The sequence below is a fragment of the Methanolobus sp. ZRKC3 genome, from assembly GCF_045291275.1.
Lineage (GTDB): Archaea > Halobacteriota > Methanosarcinia > Methanosarcinales > Methanosarcinaceae > Methanolobus.
On record NZ_CP146982.1, the window covers coordinates 896270 to 922820 of the forward strand.

Below are 26551 nucleotides of genomic sequence, written 5' to 3' on the forward strand. Positions count from 1 at the left end.
AAATTACATCAAAAGTATGCCTTTCTGCCAGTCGTTGATAATACGAACAGCAGCCCTCTCTTCATCAATCTCACCTTTCTTTTTCAGGAAATTGCACTGGAGCCCTATCATCTCTAGAATCTCATCGGACATCTCATCTCCGATTTTAACATTGTAGAATTCTTCCAGTCCGGTTTTGTTCTCAGCACAGAATTTCTCGATGATCTTCATGGCAACACCTATTGGGTCACCAAGGTGAGTGGAATCCTTCACACCCAGCATACCCTGGATGTACTCGTCGTTATCGCCAAAGGGAATTACACCTGGCGTGTCGATAAACATGATCTTCGAGCCTGCGTTAACAAGCTGGACACCTTTTGTATGTCCTGATATTGAGGATGTGCTGGCTTTCGCCTTTCCTGAAACACCATTGATAACAGATGATTTACCTGTGTTGGGATAACCAAGACTACCAACAAGAATGTTCTTTCCTCTTTTGTCGGCAACTTCGAGTATCTTGTGCCTGAGAATAGTAGTGCCGAACCTTTCCTTTACTGAAACAAAAACAGCAGGTGCAACCTTTGATAATTTGGATTTACTCTTCTCCAGTTGCTCTTTTGATACAAGGTCACATTTATTCAATACGATAATTAGTGGCTTCCCTGAACGCTTAACAAGTCTTTCAACATCACTATTCCTTGTTTCTTCCGGGAACCTGGCATCGACTACCTCGAGCAGAACATCAGCCTTTTTTATAACATCCTTTACCATCATGTTGTAGCTTGCCATGGTGTGCTAGAGGATATAATGTTATAAGGCTGTATTGTTGCTAGCGGCTAGCTTTTGAAAAATAATCAGTATCCGGATTAGTAGGGTGCTACAAACAATTCCTTTTAGATCACGACAAATATTTAGTCCATCAAAACCTTTTCGAAATCTGTGAGTGGGAAGGAAAATGATGACAGGGAATTAGCAGTCGAAAGTATAGCTAATTTATTCAGAAAATTCACATTGCCCGCTGTTGTAGGATTTATTATCGGTGGCATCCAGATAACCATTGATGGATATTTCATTGGTAATGTGATTGGCAGTTCAGGGCTCGCTTCGATTACCCTTTTGTATCCCTTATTGATAGTGATAATAGCTACTGCCCTGCTTCTGGGCACCGGCTCTGCCGCCCTTGTGGCACTTGAACTCGGGAAAGGTAACAGTGACCGGGCACACAAGATAGCTTCTGACATATTTCCCATGATACTGACAATTGGAGGGGTTTTTGCATTCATTGGCCTGTTTTTCACAGAACCTTTACTAAACCTCATAGGTGCAAAGGGAATCGTATTCGTGATGGCAGGTGACTACCTCAGGATAATGTTTTTGGGATCCGTGTTTTTCATCGCCGGGATTGCCCTTGACCCACTGGTACGCAACGACGGAAGACCAGCCTTTGTCATGAAAATGGCAGCCGTGGGTGCAGCAACCAACATTGTTCTCGATTATCTCTTTGTCATGCGATGGGGTATGGGAATGCAGGGTGCGGCCATAGCCACGAACCTGGCATTCTCGGTATCAGCCATAGTTTTCACTTATTACTTTTTCAGCAAGTATGCAAGACTACGACTTCACATATCTGACATATCCCCTGACCTGAAGATAATAACAGGAATAATGAGAACAGGCTTTCCGGCATTTGTGATGCAGATATCACTGGCAGCTCTGGTATTCTCCTACAATTTTATGCTCCTGAGATATGGTTCGGAGATAGCCGTTTCTTCCTATGGGGTTATACAGTATTCATTCGCGATATTCTACATGCTATTCGAGGGTATCTCTGCCGGTGTTCAACCAATCATTGGATTCAACTATGGTGCGAAACTTTACGGCAGGGTTTACAGCGCAGTAAAAATGGCATTATTCTCCTGCCTGATGGTTGGACTGCTTGGATTTAGTGTCTTTTACCTGTTCCCGGATACTGTTATCCAGCTCTTCAACCGTAACGATCCCGAGCTATTGGAAACAGCTGTACGAGCTATGCGGATATTCATGTCAGGCATAATAGTAGAAGGAATGATCATAGCAATAGCTGTCTATTACCAGTCTGTGAACAAGGTGAAACCATCCCTTTTCATACAATTCGGAAAGATATTCATATTCATTCTGCCACTGCTGTTCATCCTTCCACAATACTATGGACTTACAGGGGTGTGGATGGCAACCCCGATAGGCCAATACCTGATGTTTGCGGTTGTGGCGATGATGTTCCTGAAAGAGATCAGGTTCCTCAAAAACGCACAGGAAGAGCAGTGACTTGTATTTTTATTAGTTTTTGGCCACTATACATATCCAGTTATTCACGGGAAACTCGTCTATTGTCACGGATGAAAAACCCGCACCTTCAAGCATGGTCCTGTAATCATCTGCTGAATAAATGTTCATCCCTTCCACTGCATTGAAGGCTGCATTGCGCTCTTCGAAAAGGCTGTGCTCGTACATTTCATTGACTATCAGCAGCAGAGAATCTTTCTTGAGAACCCGGCGTATTTCCCGAAGGTCTTCCTCAATGTTCGGCCAGAAATAACATGTCTCAAAGGCTGTGACAATATCGAACATCCCATCAGGAAATGGAAGTTCTGACACCGAGGATTGCGAGATGATCACATTACCTTTATCCACTTCACCCCTGTTTGTCTCAGTTGCAAGCTTCACCATGTCAACAGAATAGTCGATGCCGTAAACTTTTCCTTTCTCCACAAACCCTGCAAGTATACTAATGGCACGACCACCACCGCATCCAACGTCCAGAATGGAAGAAACTTGATCGATTGAAATATGGCCGATACCCCACTTCCAGAGCTCATAGTGATGCTCATTCATTGACAATCCGACATTTCTGCCTTCTTCCCCAAGTGGTTTTGAATGTGTCCTTACAGTTTCCTTAACGTCCAATCTGTCATCTCCTTACCAAATACTATAATGGTAAAGGATTCTGAAAAGGTTTACCTGACATAAAATAACAATTACATCAAAGATCCAAATGGTGCATAGGATAATTTTATTAATGAACTGCTAGATAGGGAATAATATATTTTTCAATAATCCTGGAGTGTGAGTGAAATGACAAAATACACATGCAATGTATGTAATGTCTTTGAATATGATGAAGATGAAGGAAATGCTGATACGGGTATCGAAGCCGGAACAAAACCTGAAGACTTCCCCGATGACTGGGAATGCCCAATATGCGGTGCTGACAAGAGCCACCTGATATCTAACTACGAATTTTAAATTCAAACAGGGCCTAGGGTAATCTCCTTAGCCTTTTTATTGCATTCCCACTAATTTCAGACTATATTATCCATTCATTAAGAAGAATCCTTTTTTGTATTTTTGTTAGTATTGTTCAGGTCCGCTGCCTAGCAAATCCTATATATCTCATCTGACCATTCCAAGCCACATGAGTACAGCATCCAGAAAGCCATATATAGAACTGGTAACCGGTTCGGTCATGTTCGGGATGCTGGGTGTTTTTGTGGATATGCTGGATGCGATCCCCACACTCCCTATGTTGTACTACAAGCAGGTATTTGGACTGCTTGCATTACTCGTATTCATTATTCTTACCGGTAAGTTAAAGGAACTCATACCACGGAAAAGGAAGGGATACCTGCTCCTTCTGGGATTGATCAACACCACGACCCTGCTTACCTATGTCACATGTATCAGGTATACCAGTTTCTCAATTGCCATACTCATGCTCTACACGGCTCCCATCTACATAACACTGCTATCACCTGTCATACTGAAAGAAAGTATCACAAAAAAGGGAGTTGTAGCATTAATATTCTCTTTTACAGGGCTACTCTTTATAGTAAATCCCAAGACTGCTATTGAGAGTTTTTCCCTGGACAACAGTTACTTCATTGGGATAGCTGCCGGTATACTCTCAGGTTTTTCCTTTGGTAGCGAAATAATGACCATCCGGTACATAAGGGACGACTATTCCAGTGTATCCCAGCTTTTCTGGTACACCCTCATAGGCGTGATATTGTTCATGCCTTTTGCAGGTGGAGTTTCACAACCGGTATTGTCCGACAATCTAGCTTTACTGGTCATCTTCGGGATCGTCAACACCGCCCTTGCAGCACTACTTTATGTCATGGGGATCTCACAGATCAAAGCCCAGACTGGCAGTATTCTTGCATTGATTGAGCCTGTAAGCGGTATCTTTTTTGACTACACTATTATCCATACCCCGTTATTCATGAATACCATAGTAGGCTGTGTATTCATTCTGGTTGGTGCAGCTATTGCAGTCATGGAAAAGAGCCCAAAGGTATTTGGCAAGTACTTTAAGGTGCAGGTGTAACTTATAATTTGATTCTACAGAAATCAAAACTGTTTTGATAATATTTTGTATGCCAATATGCAAATAAGCATATGTATAAGTATTTATGTTTGTTAACTAATATAATAACATACATTGTGCATCGTGCGGGGCAAATAATATGAAACAAATATTAGTTGACACCATACTAATGTCAGAAAAAAGAAAGAATATTATTATGTTGCTTTACGATAAAGGAAAAATGAATATTGATGAAATAAAAATTGCACTTAATGTTAATTCGCGGGCAGTGATGCCCCAAATAAAAAAACTGATTGGATTGAATTTTATAATTCAAGAAAAAGATGCATATGAACTATCAGATATAGGAAAAATAATAGTTGAAAAAATGCAGGATCTACTAAACATTTCATCTATTTTTGAAGAAAATCCTGATTACTGGAAGAATCGTGACCTGAGCAAGATTCCGGAACACCTGTTAAAGAGAATTGGAGAACTAGGCCATTGTAGTTTACTTGAACATGACAGATACCATTTATTTGAGTATCACCCGGTTTTTATTGAAGAAATATTTGAATCAAATTACCTAATGATGGTCAGTTCATCTTTTCAGCCGCAGACCTTATCAATCCTCTGCGATGCAGCAGAAAAAGGAATGGATATTTCATACATTATAACTAAACCCCTGTTAGAACGATTAATAGAAGACTGCCAAATTGATCTGGAAAAATATCTAACCTATGATAACACAGAACTTTTGATAGATCATGAAGATGATGATATAGGTCTTTTAACACTTGCAGTATCGGACAAATTCATTACGATCTGGCTTTTCGACAAGAAACATAAATTCAACCGAACTACATTGATCAGTTATAATGAAAGTGCTTTACAGTGGGGTAAAGAATTATTCGTGTACTACAAAGACTTAGCAAAACCATTTGACATGCATAACAGAAAATATTCCTTCACGCATGAATCTAATCATATAATGCAGAATATGGGAAACTCATTCTCATAAAAAACCCCAGAGTCTTTGGTAAGTACTTTAAAGTGCAGATGTAACTAACAATTTGTATCCTGCTGAATTAATTTGAAAAAATGGACCTATTGTTCAATAGATTCACCTGTCAAAAGATCTTGCTCTATTTTTAGATTCAGATAATTATTTAGCCCCTCTTTTCTCTGGCACGGAATGTGCATATTGTGGCAATCATCATGCATACAAACATGAGTAAACATACGCCCATGATTGCTTTGATAATATCGATGCCCTTTATTTTATAAACATTGTAGATAATATCGAAATGCTTATTAACTTATGCGATAAATATTGCTTAGGTTTTAAAAATGGGGTTTAGTTAGTATGAAACCAACGTTAGTTGACGTCACATTAATGTCAGAAAAAAGAACGAATGTTCTCATGTTACTTTATTGCAAAGGGAAAAAGAACATTGATGAAATAAAAAATACACTTGATGTTAGTTCAAGTGGAATTATGCCTCAAATGAAAAAACTGGTTGAATGCGATCTGCTGATCCATGAAAAGGATACATACGAACTGTCTGATATGGGAAAATTGATTGTTGAAAAAATGCAGGATCTATTGAGTCTTTCAACTCTTTTTGAAGAAAATCATGATTATTGGAAGAATCGGGATCTGAGCAAAATACCGATACACATGTTAAGAAGGATCAGTGAACTGGGCCAATGCAGTCTACTTGAACCGGACAGACATCACCTCTTCGAACATCATCCTGAGTTTATAGAAAAGATACATGATTCAAAATATGTTATGATGATAAGTTCTTCTTTTCATCCACAGACAATGTCGGTTCTGTGTGATGCAGCAGAGAAGGACATAGGTGTTTCATTCATTGTAACAAGATCAGTCTTCGATAGAATGGAAGAGGATTGTCAGAATGAACTTGAGAGATTCCATAACTGTGAGCACACAGAGTTAGTCATAGATAATGAGGAGGAAGAAATAGGCCTGCTTACACTTGCAGTATCCGATATTTTCGTATATATCTGGCTCTTCGACAAAAACCAGAGGTTCAACCGCATAACCCTTATCAGTTATGATGAAAGTGCTCTGAATTGGGGAAAGGAACTGTTTATGTACTACAGGAATCTGGCAACAGCAGTTGACAAAGATAATGAAATTGATTACTGCAACCATGGATCAAATCTCATAACTCAAAATGTGGACAACTCTGTCTCATAATATCTCAAAAGAATATGGCATCCTGATCTGAAAATATGAGCATCTAACATGAATATATTAAAAATAAAAAGGAAAAAGAATCAGTTAGGGAACATTATCGTCTCATTCATCCGAACAATGGAAAGTTCCTTAATATTTATTACAGATATGAACTCAAATTCTAAAGTTTACGATGCAAACGCATGGTGTGACATCTGAGACTGCCTCCTCCTGCATGGAGTGCATCCGCATGGAAGTGAATTATCTCAACACCTTCCTTTGCAAGTGTTTGTTCGGTACTGGCATCCAGTGCATCATCGTAGTGGAAAATGGTACCGCTTTCCAGTGGAACGAATGAACATGCAAGTCTCTGTTGCTCGGAATCAGAGACAGGGATTAGGTCCATTTCCTTTTCCTTCATATAATTCTGGAAATCAACCTCTTCCACACCATCCTCCCGGTGTACATGGGTTTGCAGGAAAGCTGGCAGGTATACAAGTGCAAGATCCGGCCTTATGCGGTTGAAGATGGTATCAGGATGCATGAAGCGTCTTGCTTTGGGAATGTCGGTTATAATTACCTCTTCAAATTCCTTAAGCGCATTTTCTGTGAATTTTTCAATTGCTGCTTTGTTATGCCTTTCAGTATTTGCCACAAGGATTGTTTCCGGGGAGAGTAGAAGACAACCCTCGAATATGTGTCCGCCATCATTGAATTCGGTTAAAATTGGAATATCCAGATTATTAAGAGCTTCCTTCACAACGACTTCCTCATCTGTCCTGCCAGGTGGTCTCATACGGGAAAGCATTGCCCCTTTTTTAGATATGACAGCAACATCATGCAGATATGTCAAATTTGGCATTTCCTTTATACGTTCCTGATGCTCCTCAACGTGTTCCCGAAGCTGATGGACCTTTACGCCATGGTCTTCAAGTAATGCATGGTAACTCTGGTGTTCCTGAACAAAACTTTCAATATCAGGAATACTGTCGAACAACCAGTAGTCCATGTTAGATTCTTTTATAATGGAAAGCTCATCTTCACCTGGAGTATGCAAAAGCACCCTCTTGAGCCTCCCCAGTTCATCACAGCCATACGATATATCCGGTATTCCACTCTCTTTTTCTGTCATTTTATTCCCCACTATTATTCTTTTCTGATAATTTTCTTGTAAGTAGCAATACATTTGAACCGTCCACATCAAAGAACTGTTCAATGATTCCAAAACCCCATTTTTCTAAATATGAAGCGACCTGCTCAAACGAATATTTGTAAGTGAATCCCATATGTATGACATCGCCTGCCTCAAAGGAGATTTTCTTTGAGCAAAGGTCCACGCTGTCATTTCGTTTAATGGTCAATGTCTTATGTGTGCGGTAGATAGCACCTATTTCAGATTCAACCGGCAAAAGTCTCAGATCAAATTCAATATTTTCAGCTGTCATTCCTGCGTTTATCAAAGGATGGGCATTGAACATCTTGTTCTCTTCAGAGCGATATATGTCCTCGACATCTTCGATCTCCTGAGATGAAGCATCCGAATCTGTCAGGAGATGACAATCAAAAAGAAAGATATCACTCTCAAACAGATTCTCATGAAGTAAACCGAGTATCCTGTCCGGATCATAATTACAGAAGGTATTACCCAGAATACAGAATAATGCTGGTGATATCCAATTTTCCCTGAGCAACGCAAGATCTTCGATCATTCCCACCATACCTGTCTTTTCCACAGGCAGATCCTTCACACTTTCAAGTGCTGTGTCCACAAGTTGTGAACTCACATCTATTGGGTAATAAAAAGGAGGGTCATTCGAACTCAGAGATGCTTTAAGGATTATCCGCTCTTTTTCACCGTTGCCAACACCAACGCTGACAAGACTTCCATGCCCTGGAATGAATTCTACGATCCTTGAGACATTGCTCCGTAACAATTCAGTAAGCTTGCGTGCCACAGTGAACTTATCCGAACTATCGAGTGTCAGCCAGTTGCTGGCACCTTCTTCTCCCACATAGAGGAAAAGGTCCGGTAATTCATGTTTCGTCAGATTATCGCATAGCCTTTGCTGTAGTTGTTCTTCAGACAGTAATTCTATCTTCTTCATACAGAAGAGCTCCTGTCTGGATTATTTGAAACATTGCTGGCATTCTGTACGCAGAGCTTTCATTGGAGACAGACCCTGGTTCACTCCCACGCTGTATGAGTAACCCCGACAACCAATACATTCATTGAGGTGTTCACAGGAGCCGCATTTGCCTTCCAGTACATTATCTATCTCACGAACATATGTGAAAAGTTCGGATCTGTAGATGTCTTTCAGGCTCATTACATTGGTATTATAGGGATACACACCATTACGCTGCAAATCAGGATGATGATCGAACTTGGTAGGTGCACATGGTCTGACATCGCCATCTATTGTGATATACATACTGTATAGATGCTGCATACAACCACTTGCGGTAAGGGGTGTATAGGGCAGCCAGTCATATCCATATTCCTTCCTGTCAATATCGAGCAACTTCAGTTTATAGTCCTTTATCTCATCCGCAGTGAGTAACTGGGCTTCAAGTTCTTCGTTTGCACGTCCTGTGGGAGTCAATATCTCCATATTCGGGAATATCTTGTTGCTGCGACAGAAGTTCCAGATATCCTCGATCTCCCCCAGATTCATCTTGTTGCTCACAAAAGAAACACCAAGACGCAGGCGGCTGTCATCTTCAACATCCGTGAATCCGGCATCAATAAGGTTGTCAAGACCTTTGCGTATCTTTGCGGAAACACCCGGTATTCCTGCAAGGTAGTCCTGCACCTCGGGGTCCAGTGAATCTAATTTACCCATTACAGATGCATTATGCTCATATAGGAAACCCGCAAGGTCCTTTGTCATGAGCATCGTGTTCGAGAAGACCATCGGGATCATGCCCAGAGAATCTATGTAGGCGATAAGTTCCCTGAAATCCGGATGTATCGTTGGTTCCCCACCACCGATAACCACAATTGAACGGGCACCCATTTTACTTGCCTGCAATATGACATCTTTTAAAACATCTACATCAAGGATCCTGTGAGACCCTGGGCCGCTTTGAGCATAGCAGTAACGGCATGCAAGGTTGCATGTTGTATTGGTCTCGACCCTGATAGCAAGAAGGTTGTTCATATCACGAGCTTTGTGAGCGTCACCGGCTTCATACGTATACCCCAACAGGATAGGAGGTGCTGTATACCCGGAGCTATCACTATCTGATTCTACACTAATGTACCCCATGTAACTTTCTTATGTTATTTATGCGATAAATATTGAGCGGGTGTTAACACTGTTAATATAATATGGTTTACTATTGAGAATTAATAGATTACCTTTAAATACCCATTTCAACATATTTTGAATTACTTGCCTGAGTTACATATTCCTTTTACTCATACAAGAATGAAAATTCTAAAAAATACCTTAAGCGGAGATTAAATATGAGAATGCTTGAAGAATTCTTCCCAGAATTTAAACCTTTTTGTGTAAATTCTATTTTTTGATTTAATGATGTTTATGTATTTCAGGCAAAAACATATATTTTGTATGACAATGTTGCTGACGTAGTTGCTGACTGGTTCGGCATTCCTGTTACGGACAGTGATCCAAGCCACTATATTGTAAGGTGTGCATATGATATTGACATCGAGAAGCATACCAACGGCTAGGATGCGGATTACACACAGGGCCCACAGATAAACGTCGGTGATGAAATAAAATGGGAGTACTTCGTAACTAACACTGGCAATGTACCATTGATGGAAATCGTTGTTGAGGATGACCATATCGGCGTAATAGCAGATGCCAACATTGTTGCAAAGAGCATGAACAATGATGAATCCTGGACGTGGGAGAAACATAGACCTATGAAGTCACTGACACATTGCAAGAATGTATTCCCCAGTACGCGAACATTGCAGATGTAACTGGCGAAGACGAACAAGGTAACACTGTTACTGATGAAGATCCAAGCTACTTTTTTGTGTTGAGACTGCAATTCCAGAATTCCCAACAATCGCTTTACCGATGCTTGCAATAATGGGACTGGCATTTGTATTCATGAGGAGAAAGGAATAATCTCCTCATGAATACCAATTTTACTTTGCCATTTATCCCATAACAACAGGGCTTTGCTGTAGAATCCAATAGGAGAACTGCCTAGTGATCTCTCCGATTATGCAAACTAATAGGAAGTTATTTTCCACGCTGCCAATAGATGACACAAAAACAGAGATTGTATATAAATGAAAAAGGCGGTTTTCTAGTATGTCGTTGGAAGTTGCAAAAGTGTTACTTTTTATCCTCATCATGAATTTTACATGAATAATACACATTTCCACATATGATCTGAAAGGTTTTATCAGTCCATGGAAACATGAGTTTATGGCAATGGATGCACCTGCCAAAACCATATATAAGATGACGAAACAGACCTTTTATGTATAATATCAATAGCTGGATTTGATACCTCTTCATATTGATTTCCTTTACTTGGCGAAGATGGAACCTATTTTTAATATACGCTTTGACCGCAACTTATCTAATTCTTCAGTCAACATTGATATTTCTTTATCGACTAAACCCTTCAATTCAAAATGTACTTTAATATCTTCTAAAAAATCAAAAATAATACAATTACTATCAAAGAATGCATGGTCGATACGAGAAGTATAACACCGATGTCTGGAAGGAGGGCCAGCACTTCCCTGAGATCGTCAATGAGATGGAAAACCCTGCGGTCATATCAAAGAGGCTGGTACATGCCTACTCCATCTTCGGTGAGCGCATAAAATATGCAGGACCTGACTGTGGTCTTGGCTCATGGCCATCCAAGAAGATAGCAGCTCAGCTGCTCAGGAACACTGCAGAAAGAATAGCTGATTTTAAGAAAAGGCTATAAAAAAGGGAATTAGTGTCCGAATGGACACTATTTTTGTTGGATTTCTATTTATTGGGGATAATAACCTGTGTCGGATTCAGATACATCATAGGTGATGCCGTCGATAGTTACAGAGTTGACTCTGAAGGTGAAGTCTAATGTTGTCCCTCTATACTTCACAGAATCTGAAACTACAGAGGCTGTTCCGCCTGTGGTAGTTGCAGTATCCATGTCACTTGCTGCACCGCTCCACTGTCCACTTACAACTGCATCGATGCTGTTTCCAACATTGTCTGTTACATCAATTGTTGCTATTCCATAGGCAAAAAAGTTCCTACCTCTTATTGTGTCTGCAGTATCAACAGTTACAGTAACGGTGCCATCGAATGGCTCCGTTTGTGAATTATCACTGACACTGACAGTTTCTGTAACGGTATCTGTTGCTCCATCAGCATCGGTAACTGTCAGGGCAACATTATGATCTCCAGCGGTTGAGTAACTGTAGGTAGCCACTTCAGTATTTGCATCTCCAGTACCAGCACCATCAAAGTCCCATGAGTACGAAACTATTCCTTTGTCATCTGTTGAACCTGAAGCGTCAAAAGTAATTATTTCGTCTACAGTGGGATTGGAAGGTGTAAATGCTATTACAGCAACAGGTGGCTGGTTCTGTACAGGTTCAAAATAATCGAGGGCGGCATAAGCATCCACAATTCCATATCCTGAATCAGAATCCCACCCAGATGCATAAATGTCCTGTGCAGTATTCTCAATGGCAGCTCTCACATTCTCCGGCCCGGTAACTCCATTTGCAATGATTAGAGCTGCAACACCTGAGACGTGTGGGGTTGCCATGGATGTTCCTTGATAAAGATAGTAATCGAAAACCCCAGAATCATTGAAGGTATTCTGAAGTATGCCGTATCCAACAATTTGATTATCGGAGTTGATGTACAATTCACCGCCAGGAGCCATTATATCAAGTGCTGATCCATAATTTGAATAATATGCCCTGTTTCCAGCGTAACCTGTTGCTCCTACAGCAATACATTTCTCATAGGCTGCTGGATAACCGATCTTTGACATGCCGTCGTTGCCTGCGGCGGCTACAATAACGACACCATTACTGTAGGCGGTATCGAGCGCCGGAAATAGCGGTGCCAGTCTCCTTGCATTCACATGAGGGGGGAATCCAAGGCTCATGCTAATTACATCTGCATCATTTTCTGCTGCATAGTATATACCATCTACAAGGACACTAAGAGTTCCACTTCCATTGTCTCCTAGCACTTTCACAGGCATTATATCACAATTAAAAGCTACACCTGCAACTCCTATGTCATTGTTTGTACTCTGGGCTATGGTTCCGGTTACATGGGTTCCATGACCGTCGCCATCAGTTGGATTGGAATCTCCGTTTATGAAATCATACCCAGGAACAAAACTTGTGCTTGCGAGATCAGGAGCAGTGTATGCAACCCCTGTATCCAGTACAGCCACAACAACTCCCTGTCCTGTTGAGGTATCCCATGCTTCTGTGACATTTATTCCATAGGTTGAATGGAAGTTCCATTGTTCAAAATAACGTGGATCATTCGGAACCATTGTTGCATGCATCACATAATTCGCAGTAGCATACTCCACATTTGGATTCTTGCTGTAGATCTCAACCATCTCTTCCACAGACTTTGTCTTTGGGATCTTCAGTTTCTTGAAGCCTGCATATGGGCTTGTGTAGGTCACCGATGCGCCATTCTTTGAATTCATAGCTGCTATTTTTGCCTCGGACAAGCCGGGGTTGAACTTTACCAGTATCTCTCCTGGAACGTAAGGCTGTTCATGGGCAACGCTAGGCATTGCGACTTCAAGATTGTCTTCAAAACTGTACGTTTTCGGACTGACAGCAATAGCTGGTGTCAGTGTTCCTATGGTCAGCATGCTGACCGCTACTATTGTGAAAAATGTTTTTAACGATAGATCCATCGTAACCACCCAAATATTGTACAATTTACATATTTGGGTAATGTCTTAAATAATTTGGCTCTTTAACATCGTGTGGGTAGAAATGATCAAATTAGCTCATGATTTCCTCCATTCTAATTTGATAAGCGTTTTACCTCACACGTAATTTGCAAACGAATTTAGATTTTTGACATTATTCTGCAAATTCGCAAGCAACATCAATTGATAAACTACAAAGTTCACTGTAATATACAGTTCTCTACTTTCTTTCTAATCGATCTGACATCAAACTTTAGAACATGCTTTAGATGTTTGTGAAACCTTGATTAAGAGCATCGAAAAGATAATCGGGAGTTTCCCAATCCTGCTTGTTACTCATCATTAAAGCATTGCTTACCATGTCCCCACTTCCTTTATTATGGGTTATATGTCGCTGGTTTCCTTTATTTGGCGATTGCGGAGAGATGAGAAGAGTTGCATACCGTGATTTCAGCGGGGTGAGTATAAAAAGGAAAGTTGAAAAATATAAGAGGCATGTTAATTGGGCATCAACTACGATATCATAATAGCTGATTTCGCCTCTCCAGGGACAGCTTCCTTTTGTGTCACTTTCCTTGAGGAATTCCATGTTTGCTGATTCAGGCGGATAGTAGTTTTTTCCTTCCATAAGGATAGTTCTGTTGTTTTTAGCAAGTAATGGCCATTCAAAGTAACTTTTCGTGTAACTCTAACCATTTTTAATCACTTCCTAGATGATAAGGGGAAGTGAACATTTTTCATGGATATATATATTCCTATTTTATTCAAGACATATAATGTTTGAATAATCCTCATCGATGTCGTTTTTTGTGGACTAATGTTTTTATCGGCGTAATATGTCAACCGACTTCCCGGTATTCATGTAATCTAAAAATTCATATCCGCATCCCACCACTAACACCAAACCCTGCTGAGAACCTCGGAACAGGCCTACTCACCGGCTTCTGCAATGCCATAGCAGCACTCTTGGTTTTGACATTTTGCATCCTTCCTTAATTTGGCGAGTTAGGTTAGTTCAATACTTCCATCATTCAAGTCAATCATTTTATATCTTGAAACACTTATAATAAAAGCGAGGTTATACAATGGAAGTATTGATTTCGGTAGGGGTTCTTATTGTTGGTATTTTGATGGTAGTATTTGGATATGCCATGGAAAACAGAACTATAGAATTTGTTGGAGCATCTCTTTTAATAATAAGTGCACTAATAGCTGTAATTACATACCTCCAATATCTAAAAATATGAAATATTTTATCGCCCATGTCCTTTCCTATGGGGTTTCTACAACCTTCAAAGTATCAATTACAACCTGCAAATGTCTTCCACATTTGAAGCACCTAAACTCTTTATTGAAATCATCAAGTTCTACATGATGATATTCACCACAGGGACAGGATACTTTCATAATATCCACTCCAAAACACCAACTATAGCCACAAAAAAGAAAATAGCAGCAATGCCAATCCATGACATTTTTATCATGCCTTTTACATGATCTTTGTATTCCATCCCTCACACCTTCCTTTATTATGGGTATTAGGAACCGGCGATGAGATATAGTCCTAGGGACCTGCATAATCATCCAGATTGATGGATAAAAGAAGCTAAGAGAAAGATATTCATCTTTCAGAGAAAGTCAGAATATGAACAAAATTAGATGTCCTGGGAGATGCGTGCTGTCCATTCCCTGCGCAATGAGTGTACTGAATTGTTTTCTTTGAGAACAGTCCTCTCCTTCAAGATTTGCTGGAATGAGCCCTTTCGAGGTTGATATAAATATGCTTTTACCAATAGACTATTAGTGCCAAAAACACTAGAAAAACATAGTCACCATCTGGCTAGTGCCTTCAAAGGGGATTTACCTCCCTTCAGTCATCTTTTTCAATGGAAAAAGTAATTTTTTCGAGGACACGGTGATATTTCTCCACCAGCCCATCCCGCTCGTCTGCCCCGATGAAGATGTCTGCAAGTTCATAGCTATAGCTGTCCTGCATCTGGAGCTCTGAGAGTTGATCTCCCTCCCTGACATGTGGATTTATGATGGTACCCGGTATTTCTATGGAAACAGATTTAATATCTTCCCTGGAAGGAGCCTTTACAACTTTTCCGGGTTCAAAGGTCCTGTGCATGAATTTTGCGGCATATTTGAACTTTCCGTACCATTCCAGTGGATCCGGTCTCCTGCCAAGAGCAATCTGCAGCATAACACGGTGGTGGGAGATGCCGTGCACTTTCTCAAAAAGGTCTGCGTGCGATTGGGATATCCTCGGATTTATCTCCAGTAAATATACTTCATTGGAGGAGGGTTCGTAGAAAAATTCTACATTGAACACCGACTGGTCCAGCCCTATATGCCTGATAACCTGCTTGCATACCCGGGACATCTGATTCTGCACCTTATCTGGGAGGAATGAAGGGTATTCATAACGTGAGAACGAGGAAAAGTGCTGGTCCTTGATCGAATCCACAATACCATAGATAACCACATCTCCGTTGAAAACGTACCCTTCAAGTGTGCACTGGTGTCCTGAGAGCGGTTTCTCCACAAGACAACTTTCTCTCATGTATGCAATCTCAGGAGGCATATTGTATCTTTTCAGCAAATAGAGGAATGGCTCATGGATAAAGTTGATATTTTCACGAATCTCAGGAATGTGTTCATTGAACTGTTCCCGGGTCTTGATTCTGAAAGCCAGAAATGACTTGAACGACCTGAATGGCTTGATCCAGAATGGCGGTTTCACCTCGATGGAGGCGAGGGGGTTGTCATCAAAGGGGTCGAATGCACAGAATTCCGGGATGTTATCAGGGATGACCTGCTGTTGTTCAAGCCTACTCCAATATTTGTGCTGGCATTTGAAGATGCTCTCAGGACTTGGTCCCGGCACTCCAAAAGTTCTGGCAAGAATTGGAACAAGGTCCGTGGCGGGGAAATCAAAGTAGCTGACGACTGCATGGATGCCTCCGGGAGTATCTTTTATCCGCCTTTCAGCAGTAGCGATAAGTGCACCCATATCGTAATCTGGCACTTTTCGGATCTCACTGATATCAAGAGCTGCATGGAAATCGCATTCAGCTGCTTCGGGGAGCATCTTCAATTTTTCGAGATTGAATGAGTCCATACCTACGATAAACACGTTCTTTTTCATACATCCATCCTCACATCATTTCCCTTGGAATTGCTTCATCCCAGCTTTTACTGAAGATCCTGACATCTCCTTCATAGGCATCCAGCGTCGCACGAATGTAAAAGTGTGTTCGGGTCGATGTCAGGACTGTCCTCGTAATGCTGGTGGCATGCCAGTCCCTCCGCTTCAGGCTGCATGTTGTCAGGACCTCACCCCGTACGGTGTCGTAGTTATTATTGCAATAAGTATAGATCTCTGTGGAATCTTTTTGCATCTCCAGATCGATCTCATCGAGGCGTATCTTTGCATCGTTGTTGATAATCTTCTGGGTCACATCATTGGTCGCAAGATTGTGTGTGACCGTCCATTCCCTGTGTGCCGGTGCAAGAAGTATTGTTGGTACCGGCTCTGCCATCACCGGTTGTCCCATGTCTGGAATTTCGCTGTCCTGATCGCTGTGTGGGCGTACAGGAAGGAACAACTTTCCCCCGGAACGGACGGTCAAATTCGGAGGTTCAGGACTTGGCCATGCAAGAGGCCAGTAGGATGTCGAAACAGCAACACGGATCTTGTTGCCTGCGGGGAACTTCTGTGCGACATGGTTCATCCGCACCCGGATCGTATAGGTATGGTTCACCTCAAGTTCCTGCGGGCATCCATGCCCATCCCTGTGCGTGAGATTCAGGAGGCCATAGGTCACCCGGGTAGAAGTACCTTCCCGGCACACATCATTGAGCCGGATTGCAACCATAGTGATCGGTTTGTCTGAGCTAAGCTTAAGCTCGACCTCAGGAGCCCCTAGGATCTCTATATCTTCCTCGAGTTCCGGACTGTCGAACACAAGTGCTCCTCCATCTTCTTCACTCTGATCGTTCGGCAGGTCGGTTGATTCCGAATAGGAGTACCATTTGCCCGCAAAAAGGCCGACACTGAGCGGGCTCATGATTCGCATTTCTGCATCATCGGTATCCTTCGGCTCGACTGGTTCGAGATGGATCTTGCCGGGAGAAAGGACAAATTCCCGCATTTCTATGCGAGAGGATGGCCACGTATTTTCTGCTATCCAGCGACCCGGTCGCTTAGCAATGATCGGGGAGACACTGTCCTGTATCCAGGCACGGAGTATTGGTTCATCTCTATCCCCTCTATCAATATCCTTGAGCCACCTGTCCCACCATCGCACTGCTTCATTTAAAAAATCAGTTGCAGGCCCAGGTCCTCCTAAATGGGGATATTTATGTCCCCACCCACCGATCAGTGCTTTCCTTGGTACATCAAGGTGTTCTAGAAGCCGGAATACGGTGTTTGAATATCCGTCGGCCCAGCCGCTTACCGCAAAGACTGGACACTTGATAGCCCCGTAATCCTCTGCTACCGAGGCGTGCTTCCAGTAATCATCCCTGTGCTGGTGGTCAAGCCATTTCTTGAGCCACAGTCCACTGCCTTCGAGACGCTCCAGCCACATATCTTTCCATCGTTCGCCGACGATGGCCGGATCAGGTGGAATTGAGTTATAGGAGAACATTGTGGATGCCCAGGAAAGGTTATCCGTCAGCATGCATCCTCCCATGTAGTGCACATCATCCGTGTAGCGATCGTCGGAAGAACAAATTGTGATGATTGCTTTTAACTCCGGCGGGTTCATTGCTGCTATCTGGAGACCGTTAAATCCGCCCCATGAGATGCCAATGATCCCAATCTTTCCTGTACACCAGGATTGTTTTGCTGCCCACTTTAGTATCTCCACACCGTCATCCAGTTCCTGCTGGAGATATTCATCCTTGAGAATTCCTTCTGAATCTCCGCTTCCTCTCAGGTCGACCCTGAGACAGGCATATCCTTGCTGTGCAAAATACCTGTGTATCTGGGAATCCCGCACTGCCTTAAAATCTCTCTTTCGGTATGGAATATATTCCAGTATGGCCGGAACTGGATTTTCTTCTGCATCTTTTGGTAACCAGATCTTTGCTGCAAGATTACAACCATCTGGCATCGTTATCCAGATATTTTCAATTTCTTTAACTGGTGCATTAGCTAATCGAGTCGTCTCTATACCCCCATACTCCCATTATAAGGTCAGCATAAGAGCATAAATAGGTATTGACAAAAATTTCTAAGGAGAAAAGGGCTTGGTTTGTGGCTCTTGTCGAACGTTGGACAGACAACCTCGTGATTGCCATAGGATAACGATTTTTTACCTTTGAATTCCCTGACAACTTATAATTAGCCACGAATAAAGCAAAATATATTTACTTGATATAACATAAAGTTTAATTTTTTGAGATAGTGACATTTTTAGACGTTACCTATATCCCCGTATGATATTTTGTTGAAAAAATAAGAGGGTTATAATGTGATCCACTCGGTGCCGTTCCATTCTTTATGGCAAATGTCCTTCATCACAACCATTAGACCAATCTGTTCTTTTGTAAAATCATTTCTACTGGTGAGCACAGACCATTTGTTGTACATTTTTCTGCACATTTCATCGTATTTAGTCCACCCAAGAGGATACATATCTTGCAGTTGATCTTGTGTTGGGAGCCACACATATTCATTGATGGGCGAACTCGTCGCTATTTCAATACCCTCGAATGTGACTAATTTGTAATTATCTGGAGAACCAAATTTCAAATACTCCCCAATTATTTTAATGTTTTCAGGATAGTCTGTCCGATCTTTTTCATGTATGACATAATCGCCCACACCCGGTTCATGTTCCTGTATCTCCTTCGCTTCCCTGCACATGTTCACGTACTCTGATGAGAGGTCCATTGTTCATCACTCCTTTTTTTAATATGTTATAACTTATGAAAAAATAGATGTTATTTATCTATTATTTTTTTCGCGGTTTTTCAGCAAAGTTAACTTCTCCTCTTAGATAAGAATACCATTTGTCTATATCTTCTGAGTATCCTATAATTTTTGGAGTGCAATCATATCCCTACGCAAGATCTCTTCCTGGGGCTCATTTCCAGCTTGTTTTTCATTAGCTATACTTCAATATGCCTTTTCATTTTAGAAGGAAAACTCCCTTTCTGGAAGAGGAGTTTTTTGAACATTGCCGTTTCTGACTGGAGAGTGATCCTTTCCCATAAGATATGGATACAAAGAAGCGGTGATAGAGCTCTTACAGAGGAACAATTGCCGTCATCAGTGGAAATGGATGAGCTTGACTATCCGCCCTTCGATGCCATGTGTGGACGTGCAAAGATGTACTAGCTCTTCGGGAACGAGATGAATGCGATGACCGGCGAATTGAATGAGGCACTGGCGGCATGAGTTCAAAGAGAACTGTGGTGTAAACTGTGGAGAAAGCTGTGGGAAAACTAGCATTTTGGGATTAATCATAGACGTTCTTTTGCTCACTTTTTCAGTTACTGATGGACACGATCTCAAGTGCGTAAGGTATGAAGTGTAAATTCTTTGCCATTCCCTGGGGGGGGGCTTAAAGCAAATGTAGGAGATTATATCCTTAAAGTTGATAAGGGAGCATTCGAAACTGCAGAAGGCTTGGATGAAGATGTGTGGACTTTAAATCATAACGATTTGGCTAAACTGTATGAACAGTATCAACTTCATCCTTACTGGGAAATTTAAAAGCTCATTTTCAGGTGATGATATGATAATTGTTCTTCCCCGAATTTACCGAAAAGCTGGATGAGATCGACAAACTCTATGCAGAGAACAGGCCTGTTGATGAGAAGACATACCAGTTCCTCTGTTTTGCACTGTCGATCAAGGCCAGATCAAAACCATGTGTCCTGAAACACTTTAAGGGTGCACTGGAAGCCGGTGCCACTGTAAAGGAACTATCCTACATACTTGTACTTACCATGAGAGAGGCAGCAGGTGCCGATGATTGCTGGACCCATGACGTGCTTGGCGACTGGAAAGATATACTGAAAGGTGATGTCTGCTGCTGCTGTGCAGGGGACGAAGACTAAACTTTTTAGTTTATCGCAAATCTTATAATGTGTGACCACACATTATTTTCAACTCACAGCTTTCAAATTACTCATTAAACAAAAACATGGAGATTTATTATGACAACAATTGTAAATGTCAATTCTGCGATCTGTGCTTTCAAACACAAAATAACTGGAACGATGGAAGGAGATAAGATAGTCGTTGATATCGAATCTCCATGCGTGAAAATACAGAAAATGTCCCACATGGAAATACCCATGACGGAAACCATGATGATAAAAGACAACTATGCCATGCAAAAAGCACAGGAAAATCATTGTACACCTACCTGCCTGGTGCCTGCTGGAGTTATGCACGTGTGTTGGATGGAAATGGGAATGCTTTCAAAGTCCCTTGCTAAAAAAATCGGCAGCGTTTCTATTAATTTTGATGAAGTCGAGCTTTGATATCAAAGCTACTTCACCATTATTTGTTTTTGTTTTTTTATTCATTTTCAAATTGATCATCTACTGAAAACATTTTTTATGTGGTTGCGGGGGAGGAAAAAACCAGTGTCTTTCTCAGTGTCTGGATGCAGGAATAAACTTAAGCTGAATATCCGGATATAAATGCTTTTTTATCGTACGATGAAAGATGGTAGTTGAGTCTGCTGATCATGCATCGGTTCAGATGGTTCAGATTTATCACCTTGTATCGCAGTTTTGTTATTATATCCATTTTTTCACCTTTGTAGTACATCGGCATCCTTTATCTTACTTAATAATATAAAAAATTATTGCTAATTTGATGAAAAATACCAGAAAATTATCCAAAAATAACTGCGAGTTTAACTGAACCTAAAATAATATCTAAATAGATATAGAGCATACCAAAGAAATATGTTCATGAAAAAGAAGAGTCTGAAAATACTCTTTACCTTTTGCCTAATCTTTATTTCCACTTTTTTACCGGGATGTATAGAAACAGAATACAATGATCCCTACGTAGATAATGTAGATGTAATCGAAAACGAGAGCTACACCAATACTGATTTTCTAACTGGTGAAACAATGAACAAAATTTACCTACAAGAAGATTCGGGAAAAACTGAACGTGCATTGAAAGGTGACATCATCACCATAGAGCTTGCAGAAAATCCCACAACCGGATACTCCTGGAATCTCACAGCAAGTTCTGGACTCTCACTGAAAACCGATCAGTACAAGCAGACAGCAGAAAACGAAATGCGAATGGGAGCCGGTGGCGTACACACCTGGACCTTTGAGGTCACAGGAGAAGAAAGCCAGCTTATCGAAGCAGTCTACAAAAGACCCTGGGAAGATACAACCGGAAATGAGGAATCATTCACACTGAGCATAGAAGTCATCCCTGAAACCGAGCTCATACATGCAAAAGGCACTGTAACATTTGTCGAACTTGAAGGGGGATTCTATGGTATAATAAGTGATGAGACTACAAGCTATGACCCCATCAACCTTGATGATACCCTTATGGAAGACGGGCTGGAACTGGAATTCACAGCATATCCAAGAGACGATCTGATGAGCTTTCACATGTGGGGACGGCTCATAGAGATAAGGTCAGTTGAAATTATCAATTAAAGAAAGTGGGTTCTATAGAAATCCTTGGTATTCAAGCGAGAATTTTAATAGATTTTCTACAGAACCCAACAACCATTCTTTTTTAAAAACCGGTTGTTTTACCAACCACGTGTATATTCGTCCTGAAATGGAATATACACAAAATCAATATTTTGGAATTATATCTTTTACTGAAAGCCAGAAAATTGGCTCAGTATCTTGTTGGTGAAAGGAAGAGTACTGATTTTAGCAACCCTGCTCATGTTGTTAAAAGACAGGATTCAGAGGATCAGCATTATGAAGAAGAATGCAGAGGGGAAAAGACGTTCACTAAGGAGGCTCCTGTTCAAAAAAAAAAGGGGTGAGGGGGTTTGGGGAAGAGGGGAAAGATCGTTACTAGGGTGCTCCTGTGCAAAAAAAAGGGGTGAGGGGGTTCGGGGGAGAGGGGAAAGATCGTTTAATAAGGATGTTCTTGTCCAGAAAAAAGGAAGTGAAAGGGGGATAGTTGTTGAAAGGATTTTTACAGAGCCGGAAATTGAAGAAAAGGCAGAGAGGTACTGTACCGGATACAGACCTCCTTTCAATACTTTTTTTTACTTTAGTCCAGATTGTGCATCAATGGTAGCATTGAGATGTTTATCGGTTCACCAAAGGCTCTGTCACCTGCGTCCCCCAGACCTGGAAGTATGTATCCCTTATCATTGAGTTCCCTGTCCACCTTGGTCACGAATATCTCCACATCCGGGAATGCATCTTTGATGGCTTTGATGCCTTCAGGTGCTGCCAGTATGCCTACAATCACGAATTTCTTTGGGGTTCCACATTTGCTGATCTCTGATATAGTTTTGACAAGAGTGGAACCTGTTGCGATCATGGGGTCAGATACGATAATGGTATCCTCAGGCTTGATATGCGGGATCTTTATGTATGTCATATCTATTTCAAAATCCGGTGCCTTTCCCCTTGATGCGGAAACAATGCCTACCCTTGCATGCTCGAATGTCTTTATGAGTCCTTCCATTAGCGGGATCGCAACTCTGAGGACAGTAATGATAAAAACATTGTTCCTGTCAATTGAAATAACACCCTCTGTGTGTTCCAGAGGCGTTTCTATCTTGACCTTGCCAAATTCCATTGTTTTGGTAAGTTCATAACCCATATACCTGCCAAGTTTCACAAGTCCTTTTCTGAACTTGATATTCTCTGTTTCCTTTGACCGAAGCTCGGTAAGTATTTCCATAAGATAAGAAGAATCCTCAAATGAATAGACTCCTTCCCATCTTTCATCCTGTATCATAGTTTCACCTGAAATCCATTAAATTATCTATTAAATTATCCATTCGATCATCATTTTAGTAACTGGTCCATTATCACTGCTGAAATTGCTCCCACTGCCATTCCCGATTCCAGTATGCTTGCCAGAATTGTCGGGAAATGTGCCAGAAACTCAGGAGGGAGTTGCGGTGCACCAAGACCCAATACAAGAGAACTTGCAAGTATGAGGGTGTTCCTGTCATTGAGTTCGACCTTGTCCTTTATCAGCTTTAGACCGGTAACGCCTATCATACCATACAGTGCTATGGTCAGTCCCCCAAGCACAGGTGCGGGGATAGATGCGAGAATACCTGAGAATTTTGGTATCATTGAAAAGAGGATCAATATGCCTGCTCCTATTTGCACTACCTGTACATTGGAGACACGTGTGAGCGCAATAAGACCGATGTTCTCGGAATAGCTGGTGGTACCACATGCACCGAAAAGACCGGCAATGGAGCATGAAAGACCTTCCGAACCAATACCACGGTTAATCTTCTTATTATCTATTGGCAGTTCTGCTATTGCTGATATAGCATGATAATCACCTACACTTTCTATGATGCTCACCATAAATGCAAAGAGCATAATGATGATAGCACTTATATCAAAAACTGGCGTTCCCCACGGAAGCAATTTGGGTAAGCTGAAAAAGGAAAGCTCACCTACCAGACTGAAATCTGTGAGCTTGAGGATCATACTCAGTATGTAACCCACCAGGGCACCTGCTATGACTGGCATTGTTTTGAATGTTCCCTTTGCATACAAAGCAACAAGTATAGTTGTTATGAAAGTTACCAGAGCGACCAGAGCAGATGGCCATATTGTGGTGCCTGCAGAATCCACAAAGAAGTTAAATGAATATTTCACTGCCACATGAGCAAGGGAAAAACCTACAAGCATTATAGTAATGCCCGTTACAAGAGGTGAGAAGAGTTTCCTTAATCTTCCAATTAGACCCAGGGCACCTGTCAAACCTTCTAAGATACCTCCCACGATCAGAGCTCCTTCCACCGCCGCAAGCCCAATGCCTGAACCTATGGAAATGAGAGCTGGAATGAAAGCAAAACTCGACCCCTGTACTATCGGGAACTTAGAGCCAATGAAGGTTTGCAAAAGGGTGGCAATACCCATTGCCAGAAGAACTGACTGCATCAGTAGTGCAATATCCGAAAGTGGAAGACCTATGGCAGAACCTACCACAAGAGGAACAGTGATGGTTGCACCGAACATTGCCAGCACATGCTGAAATCCTAAAACAATTCGTTTCATATCAATCACCAGGATATTCGTGTCAATAAATACTAAAATTTAATTCTAAAAAAACTATTTTGACTAACCTAGATATAGTTGCTGGATTTTTTGAAACGAATGTTAAGAAAAACAAATTAAACAAACAAACGCAAAAATTCTTAGTTTTCAAAACCTGGATATTTGAATTAGAAGCACTGCAAAATTTTAAAAAAACGATGGATTAATAGTTAGATCCCTGATAACAGGCTTTTGGGTTATAAAATTAAAAAAAAGTTGAATCAAAAGGAGAGGGAGGGATGAAGGAGTATTAATCCTTCCTATTTTTTCTGTTGCCTACTATTCCAAGCATAAGGAACATTATAGACATCATACCTATCAATGAACTACTACTATTTCCTTTTACTATGTTGGCACCTGTCGTGAGTACTGGTGTTGTCTGCATATTCAGTGAGTATGCAGGATCAATACCCAGTATGAACAGGTCAGTTAGTCGGTAGACAGCTGTAGTTCCTTCTACTGTGTAGTTCACATATGTCTGGTTGCCAGCAGTTCCATCCGCCTGCAGGGTACCTACATCCCACCAATAAGCTGTTCCTGTAACCGGAGAGAGCACAGATGTACTTCCATCAGGATCAGTGACCCAGGATACATTTGTGAATCCCTGTGGAATTATGTCATATACGACTACTGTGGGAGGCGTAGCAAGATCACCTTTGTTATGCACCCATAGAGAAACATCGTAATAGTCAGGATCCGTATCATTCTTTGTAATAGTCTTCCTGGCTTCCACGAGATAACCATTTATGACATAGATCTTTTCAATGATCTCATAGGTACCATTTACTGTGAGGTAACTCTTACTCAACTGGCTGGCTGCAAGATCTACGGTGAGATTGACATCTATCCATCCAACGGGCACTGGTTCAGGGAAATCATATATCTTCCATTCGTCCTGCGTCCATACATCGGATTGTGAGAGTGTACCAACGCTGGAATTGACTGAAGTTTCAACTGCTGAGCTGTAATCAAGGTTACTGCTGGTAGTTACATACATCGTTACAGCTGAAACAGTGTAATCTATACTTTCAGTATCGGTATTTGTGATGGTAGGCGTGAATCCCCAATCATCTCCACCTGAACCTCCCTCTGAAGTATCAAGCTGGTTCTTCTATGACTATGAAGGAACCCCTGTATTCTTTGCCAGGATATTTTATACCATACCTTACAGCATATCCGGCACGTCCATGCCTCTGACAGCATCTCAGAGTGGAGGATTTATTATCAGCTCGACCGTTCAACCACTTAATATAAACGAAGGTCCGATTGACAGGACCATTGAGCCTACCCAACCAAAGCCCCCCATCGAAAATGCTTCAGATAATTTTACTGGTAAATTCAATTACAATCTAACCCAAATAGAAAAAGGTAATTCTTTATCCGAAGCAAAAATTAGCACGAATGAAAATAATCAGGTAATATCAGCAATTTATAAAACAATATTTTCGCATTACATTTATACAATATTTGCTGTAGGTATAATCCTGTTTCTCTTATTAAATAAAAGAAGAGAAAAATAGAGAAAAAATCACTTTCATTAACCTACATATAATTATTTAGATTTTTGAAATTAGCTTAACAATGTAGACTAATGCACAAATAAAATATTTATTATTAATTATGAAATTCCTGCATCCTTTAATTAAAATTAAGATACAGCCATCAAACATCCGCCGCCCACATTTTTAAAATTATACCGCAACATTATGGTTTTTAAAATAATTGCATGTGTTTCTGAATATTTTAGTAAATTATATATAATTAGTTAACAATATTGCTATTATATAAGATCATTTACAATAAAATTGAACTATTGCACAATTATCATAATTGGAAGGGAACTATCATTA

At 41.0% G+C, this 26551-nt stretch carries 29 protein-coding genes and 1 pseudogene; 17 read left to right on the forward strand and 13 right to left on the reverse strand.

Features of this window, described 5'->3' with window-relative positions:
- Positions 1-3 precede the first annotated feature (3 nt).
- Positions 4-768 (reverse strand): GTPase, encoded by a 765-nt coding sequence (locus V7O66_RS04510; RefSeq protein WP_406661782.1) that lies wholly within the window; start codon positions 766-768, stop codon positions 4-6.
- A 150-nt stretch (positions 769-918) separates the two neighbouring features.
- On the opposite strand from V7O66_RS04510, the gene V7O66_RS04515 reads away from it, so the two are divergent.
- Complete coding sequence (locus V7O66_RS04515) at positions 919-2283, forward strand: MATE family efflux transporter (protein ID WP_406661783.1); 1365 nt, start codon at positions 919-921, stop codon at positions 2281-2283.
- A 12-nt stretch (positions 2284-2295) separates the two neighbouring features.
- Here V7O66_RS04515 and V7O66_RS04520 read toward each other — a convergent pair whose 3' ends face one another.
- Positions 2296-2922, reverse strand: a complete 627-nt coding sequence (locus V7O66_RS04520) for a class I SAM-dependent methyltransferase (protein WP_406661784.1) — start codon at positions 2920-2922, stop codon at positions 2296-2298.
- Between the two features lie 168 nt (positions 2923-3090).
- Between V7O66_RS04520 and V7O66_RS04525 the strand changes: the two genes are divergently transcribed.
- The 4 genes from V7O66_RS04525 to V7O66_RS04540 all read left to right on the forward strand — a co-directional run bounded on the left by V7O66_RS04525 (position 3091) and on the right by V7O66_RS04540 (position 6548).
- Entirely contained in the window at positions 3091-3261 is a 171-nt protein-coding gene (locus V7O66_RS04525) for a rubredoxin (RefSeq protein ID WP_406661785.1), read from the forward strand.
- Between the two features lie 169 nt (positions 3262-3430).
- Complete coding sequence (locus V7O66_RS04530; RefSeq protein WP_406661786.1) at positions 3431-4342, forward strand: DMT family transporter; 912 nt, start codon at positions 3431-3433, stop codon at positions 4340-4342.
- Between the two features lie 139 nt (positions 4343-4481).
- Positions 4482-5342, forward strand: coding sequence for a helix-turn-helix transcriptional regulator (locus V7O66_RS04535; protein ID WP_406661787.1), 861 nt, complete (start codon positions 4482-4484; stop codon positions 5340-5342).
- Between the two features lie 345 nt (positions 5343-5687).
- Positions 5688-6548 (forward strand): helix-turn-helix transcriptional regulator, encoded by an 861-nt coding sequence (locus V7O66_RS04540; RefSeq protein ID WP_406661788.1) that lies wholly within the window; start codon positions 5688-5690, stop codon positions 6546-6548.
- Positions 6549-6708: 160 nt separating this feature from the next.
- Here V7O66_RS04540 and V7O66_RS04545 read toward each other — a convergent pair whose 3' ends face one another.
- From V7O66_RS04545 to V7O66_RS04555, 3 genes are read right to left on the reverse strand one after another with little or no spacing between them, the layout of a single operon-like run.
- Positions 6709-7659 (reverse strand): dimethylarginine dimethylaminohydrolase family protein, encoded by a 951-nt coding sequence (locus V7O66_RS04545; RefSeq protein WP_406661789.1) that lies wholly within the window; start codon positions 7657-7659, stop codon positions 6709-6711.
- A 1-nt stretch (position 7660) separates the two neighbouring features.
- The gene (locus tag V7O66_RS04550) at positions 7661-8632 is read right to left on the reverse strand and encodes an L-histidine N(alpha)-methyltransferase (protein ID WP_406661790.1); all 972 of its coding nucleotides are present in this window, start codon (positions 8630-8632) and stop codon (positions 7661-7663) included.
- 21 nt (positions 8633-8653) lie between these two features.
- A complete protein-coding gene (locus V7O66_RS04555; RefSeq protein ID WP_406661791.1) occupies positions 8654-9796 on the reverse strand; it encodes a radical SAM/SPASM domain-containing protein in 1143 nt (380 codons plus the stop codon).
- A 302-nt stretch (positions 9797-10098) separates the two neighbouring features.
- On the opposite strand from V7O66_RS04555, the gene V7O66_RS04560 reads away from it, so the two are divergent.
- The 4 genes from V7O66_RS04560 to V7O66_RS04575 all read left to right on the forward strand — a co-directional run bounded on the left by V7O66_RS04560 (position 10099) and on the right by V7O66_RS04575 (position 11456).
- Positions 10099-10224 (forward strand): hypothetical protein, encoded by a 126-nt coding sequence (locus V7O66_RS04560; protein WP_406661792.1) that lies wholly within the window; start codon positions 10099-10101, stop codon positions 10222-10224.
- Positions 10225-10314: 90 nt separating this feature from the next.
- Complete coding sequence (locus tag V7O66_RS04565) at positions 10315-10482, forward strand: hypothetical protein (RefSeq protein ID WP_406661793.1); 168 nt, start codon at positions 10315-10317, stop codon at positions 10480-10482.
- 70 nt (positions 10483-10552) lie between these two features.
- The gene (locus V7O66_RS04570; RefSeq protein ID WP_406662582.1) at positions 10553-10633 is read left to right on the forward strand and encodes a PEF-CTERM sorting domain-containing protein; all 81 of its coding nucleotides are present in this window, start codon (positions 10553-10555) and stop codon (positions 10631-10633) included.
- A gap of 571 nt (positions 10634-11204) precedes the next feature.
- On the forward strand, positions 11205-11456 hold the full coding sequence (locus tag V7O66_RS04575) for a hypothetical protein (protein ID WP_406661794.1): 252 nt from the start codon (positions 11205-11207) through the stop codon (positions 11454-11456).
- Between the two features lie 48 nt (positions 11457-11504).
- Here V7O66_RS04575 and V7O66_RS04580 read toward each other — a convergent pair whose 3' ends face one another.
- Positions 11505-13418: a S8 family serine peptidase gene (locus V7O66_RS04580; RefSeq protein WP_406661795.1), complete on the reverse strand. Its 1914-nt coding sequence runs from the start codon at positions 13416-13418 to the stop codon at positions 11505-11507.
- Positions 13419-13701: 283 nt separating this feature from the next.
- Positions 13702-14079, reverse strand: a pseudogene (locus V7O66_RS04585) (DUF427 domain-containing protein); the annotation flags it as partial.
- Positions 14080-14521: 442 nt separating this feature from the next.
- On the opposite strand from V7O66_RS04585, the gene V7O66_RS04590 reads away from it, so the two are divergent.
- Complete coding sequence (locus V7O66_RS04590) at positions 14522-14683, forward strand: hypothetical protein (protein ID WP_406661796.1); 162 nt, start codon at positions 14522-14524, stop codon at positions 14681-14683.
- A gap of 623 nt (positions 14684-15306) precedes the next feature.
- Here V7O66_RS04590 and V7O66_RS04595 read toward each other — a convergent pair.
- The 3 genes from V7O66_RS04595 to V7O66_RS04605 all read right to left on the reverse strand — a co-directional run bounded on the left by V7O66_RS04595 (position 15307) and on the right by V7O66_RS04605 (position 19341).
- A complete protein-coding gene (locus V7O66_RS04595; RefSeq protein WP_406661797.1) occupies positions 15307-16587 on the reverse strand; it encodes an acetyl-CoA carboxylase biotin carboxylase subunit family protein in 1281 nt (426 codons plus the stop codon).
- Between the two features lie 10 nt (positions 16588-16597).
- Positions 16598-18559, reverse strand: a complete 1962-nt coding sequence (locus tag V7O66_RS04600; RefSeq protein WP_406661798.1) for a CocE/NonD family hydrolase — start codon at positions 18557-18559, stop codon at positions 16598-16600.
- A 353-nt stretch (positions 18560-18912) separates the two neighbouring features.
- Positions 18913-19341, reverse strand: a complete 429-nt coding sequence (locus tag V7O66_RS04605; protein WP_406661799.1) for a hypothetical protein — start codon at positions 19339-19341, stop codon at positions 18913-18915.
- A gap of 279 nt (positions 19342-19620) precedes the next feature.
- Here V7O66_RS04605 and V7O66_RS04610 point away from each other — a divergent pair, with 279 nt between their 5' ends.
- The 6 genes from V7O66_RS04610 to V7O66_RS04635 all read left to right on the forward strand — a co-directional run bounded on the left by V7O66_RS04610 (position 19621) and on the right by V7O66_RS04635 (position 22441).
- Positions 19621-19788, forward strand: coding sequence for a hypothetical protein (locus V7O66_RS04610; RefSeq protein WP_406661800.1), 168 nt, complete (start codon positions 19621-19623; stop codon positions 19786-19788).
- 204 nt (positions 19789-19992) lie between these two features.
- Entirely contained in the window at positions 19993-20166 is a 174-nt protein-coding gene (locus V7O66_RS04615) for a hypothetical protein (RefSeq protein ID WP_406661801.1), read from the forward strand.
- Between the two features lie 29 nt (positions 20167-20195).
- Positions 20196-20513, forward strand: coding sequence for a carboxymuconolactone decarboxylase family protein (locus V7O66_RS04620; RefSeq protein WP_406661802.1), 318 nt, complete (start codon positions 20196-20198; stop codon positions 20511-20513).
- 99 nt (positions 20514-20612) lie between these two features.
- Entirely contained in the window at positions 20613-20942 is a 330-nt protein-coding gene (locus tag V7O66_RS04625) for a DUF6951 family protein (protein ID WP_406661803.1), read from the forward strand.
- 603 nt (positions 20943-21545) lie between these two features.
- Positions 21546-22097: a protease inhibitor I42 family protein gene (locus V7O66_RS04630; protein WP_406661804.1), complete on the forward strand. Its 552-nt coding sequence runs from the start codon at positions 21546-21548 to the stop codon at positions 22095-22097.
- 152 nt (positions 22098-22249) lie between these two features.
- Positions 22250-22441: a hypothetical protein gene (locus V7O66_RS04635; protein ID WP_406661805.1), complete on the forward strand. Its 192-nt coding sequence runs from the start codon at positions 22250-22252 to the stop codon at positions 22439-22441.
- A 233-nt stretch (positions 22442-22674) separates the two neighbouring features.
- On the opposite strand, the gene upp is transcribed toward V7O66_RS04635, so the two are convergent.
- The 3 genes from upp to V7O66_RS04650 all read right to left on the reverse strand — a co-directional run bounded on the left by upp (position 22675) and on the right by V7O66_RS04650 (position 25698).
- A complete protein-coding gene (upp, locus tag V7O66_RS04640) occupies positions 22675-23373 on the reverse strand; it encodes a uracil phosphoribosyltransferase (RefSeq protein ID WP_406661806.1) in 699 nt (232 codons plus the stop codon).
- A 50-nt stretch (positions 23374-23423) separates the two neighbouring features.
- Complete coding sequence (locus V7O66_RS04645; protein WP_406661807.1) at positions 23424-24662, reverse strand: uracil-xanthine permease family protein; 1239 nt, start codon at positions 24660-24662, stop codon at positions 23424-23426.
- Between the two features lie 289 nt (positions 24663-24951).
- Positions 24952-25698, reverse strand: coding sequence for a hypothetical protein (locus V7O66_RS04650; protein ID WP_406661808.1), 747 nt, complete (start codon positions 25696-25698; stop codon positions 24952-24954).
- A 49-nt stretch (positions 25699-25747) separates the two neighbouring features.
- Between V7O66_RS04650 and V7O66_RS04655 the strand changes: the two genes are divergently transcribed.
- Positions 25748-26221 (forward strand): hypothetical protein, encoded by a 474-nt coding sequence (locus V7O66_RS04655; RefSeq protein WP_406661809.1) that lies wholly within the window; start codon positions 25748-25750, stop codon positions 26219-26221.
- The last annotated feature ends 330 nt before the right edge of the window (positions 26222-26551 follow it).

Excerpts from the sequence above, each read along its gene's own strand:
- V7O66_RS04650 (WP_406661808.1), bottom strand. The coding sequence starts at position 25,698 with ATGTATGTAACTACCAGCAGTAACCTTGATTACAGCTCAGCAGTTGAA.
- V7O66_RS04655 (WP_406661809.1), top strand. The coding sequence starts at position 25,748 with ATGGTAGGCGTGAATCCCCAATCATCTCCACCTGAACCTCCCTCTGAA.
- V7O66_RS04510 (WP_406661782.1), bottom strand. The coding sequence starts at position 768 with ATGGCAAGCTACAACATGATGGTAAAGGATGTTATAAAAAAGGCTGAT.
- V7O66_RS04575 (WP_406661794.1), top strand. The coding sequence starts at position 11,205 with ATGCATGGTCGATACGAGAAGTATAACACCGATGTCTGGAAGGAGGGC.
- V7O66_RS04525 (WP_406661785.1), top strand. The coding sequence starts at position 3,091 with ATGACAAAATACACATGCAATGTATGTAATGTCTTTGAATATGATGAA.
- V7O66_RS04555 (WP_406661791.1), bottom strand. The coding sequence starts at position 9,796 with ATGGGGTACATTAGTGTAGAATCAGATAGTGATAGCTCCGGGTATACA.
- V7O66_RS04565 (WP_406661793.1), top strand. The coding sequence starts at position 10,315 with ATGGAAATCGTTGTTGAGGATGACCATATCGGCGTAATAGCAGATGCC.
- V7O66_RS04645 (WP_406661807.1), bottom strand. The coding sequence starts at position 24,662 with ATGAAACGAATTGTTTTAGGATTTCAGCATGTGCTGGCAATGTTCGGT.
- V7O66_RS04590 (WP_406661796.1), top strand. The coding sequence starts at position 14,522 with ATGGAAGTATTGATTTCGGTAGGGGTTCTTATTGTTGGTATTTTGATG.
- V7O66_RS04605 (WP_406661799.1), bottom strand. The coding sequence starts at position 19,341 with ATGGACCTCTCATCAGAGTACGTGAACATGTGCAGGGAAGCGAAGGAG.
- V7O66_RS04625 (WP_406661803.1), top strand. The coding sequence starts at position 20,613 with ATGACAACAATTGTAAATGTCAATTCTGCGATCTGTGCTTTCAAACAC.
- V7O66_RS04545 (WP_406661789.1), bottom strand. The coding sequence starts at position 7,659 with ATGACAGAAAAAGAGAGTGGAATACCGGATATATCGTATGGCTGTGAT.
- V7O66_RS04580 (WP_406661795.1), bottom strand. The coding sequence starts at position 13,418 with ATGGATCTATCGTTAAAAACATTTTTCACAATAGTAGCGGTCAGCATG.
- V7O66_RS04530 (WP_406661786.1), top strand. The coding sequence starts at position 3,431 with ATGAGTACAGCATCCAGAAAGCCATATATAGAACTGGTAACCGGTTCG.
- V7O66_RS04535 (WP_406661787.1), top strand. The coding sequence starts at position 4,482 with ATGAAACAAATATTAGTTGACACCATACTAATGTCAGAAAAAAGAAAG.
- V7O66_RS04630 (WP_406661804.1), top strand. The coding sequence starts at position 21,546 with ATGAACAAAATTTACCTACAAGAAGATTCGGGAAAAACTGAACGTGCA.
- V7O66_RS04600 (WP_406661798.1), bottom strand. The coding sequence starts at position 18,559 with ATGCCAGATGGTTGTAATCTTGCAGCAAAGATCTGGTTACCAAAAGAT.
- V7O66_RS04540 (WP_406661788.1), top strand. The coding sequence starts at position 5,688 with ATGAAACCAACGTTAGTTGACGTCACATTAATGTCAGAAAAAAGAACG.
- V7O66_RS04595 (WP_406661797.1), bottom strand. The coding sequence starts at position 16,587 with ATGAAAAAGAACGTGTTTATCGTAGGTATGGACTCATTCAATCTCGAA.
- V7O66_RS04550 (WP_406661790.1), bottom strand. The coding sequence starts at position 8,632 with ATGAAGAAGATAGAATTACTGTCTGAAGAACAACTACAGCAAAGGCTA.
- upp (WP_406661806.1), bottom strand. The coding sequence starts at position 23,373 with ATGATACAGGATGAAAGATGGGAAGGAGTCTATTCATTTGAGGATTCT.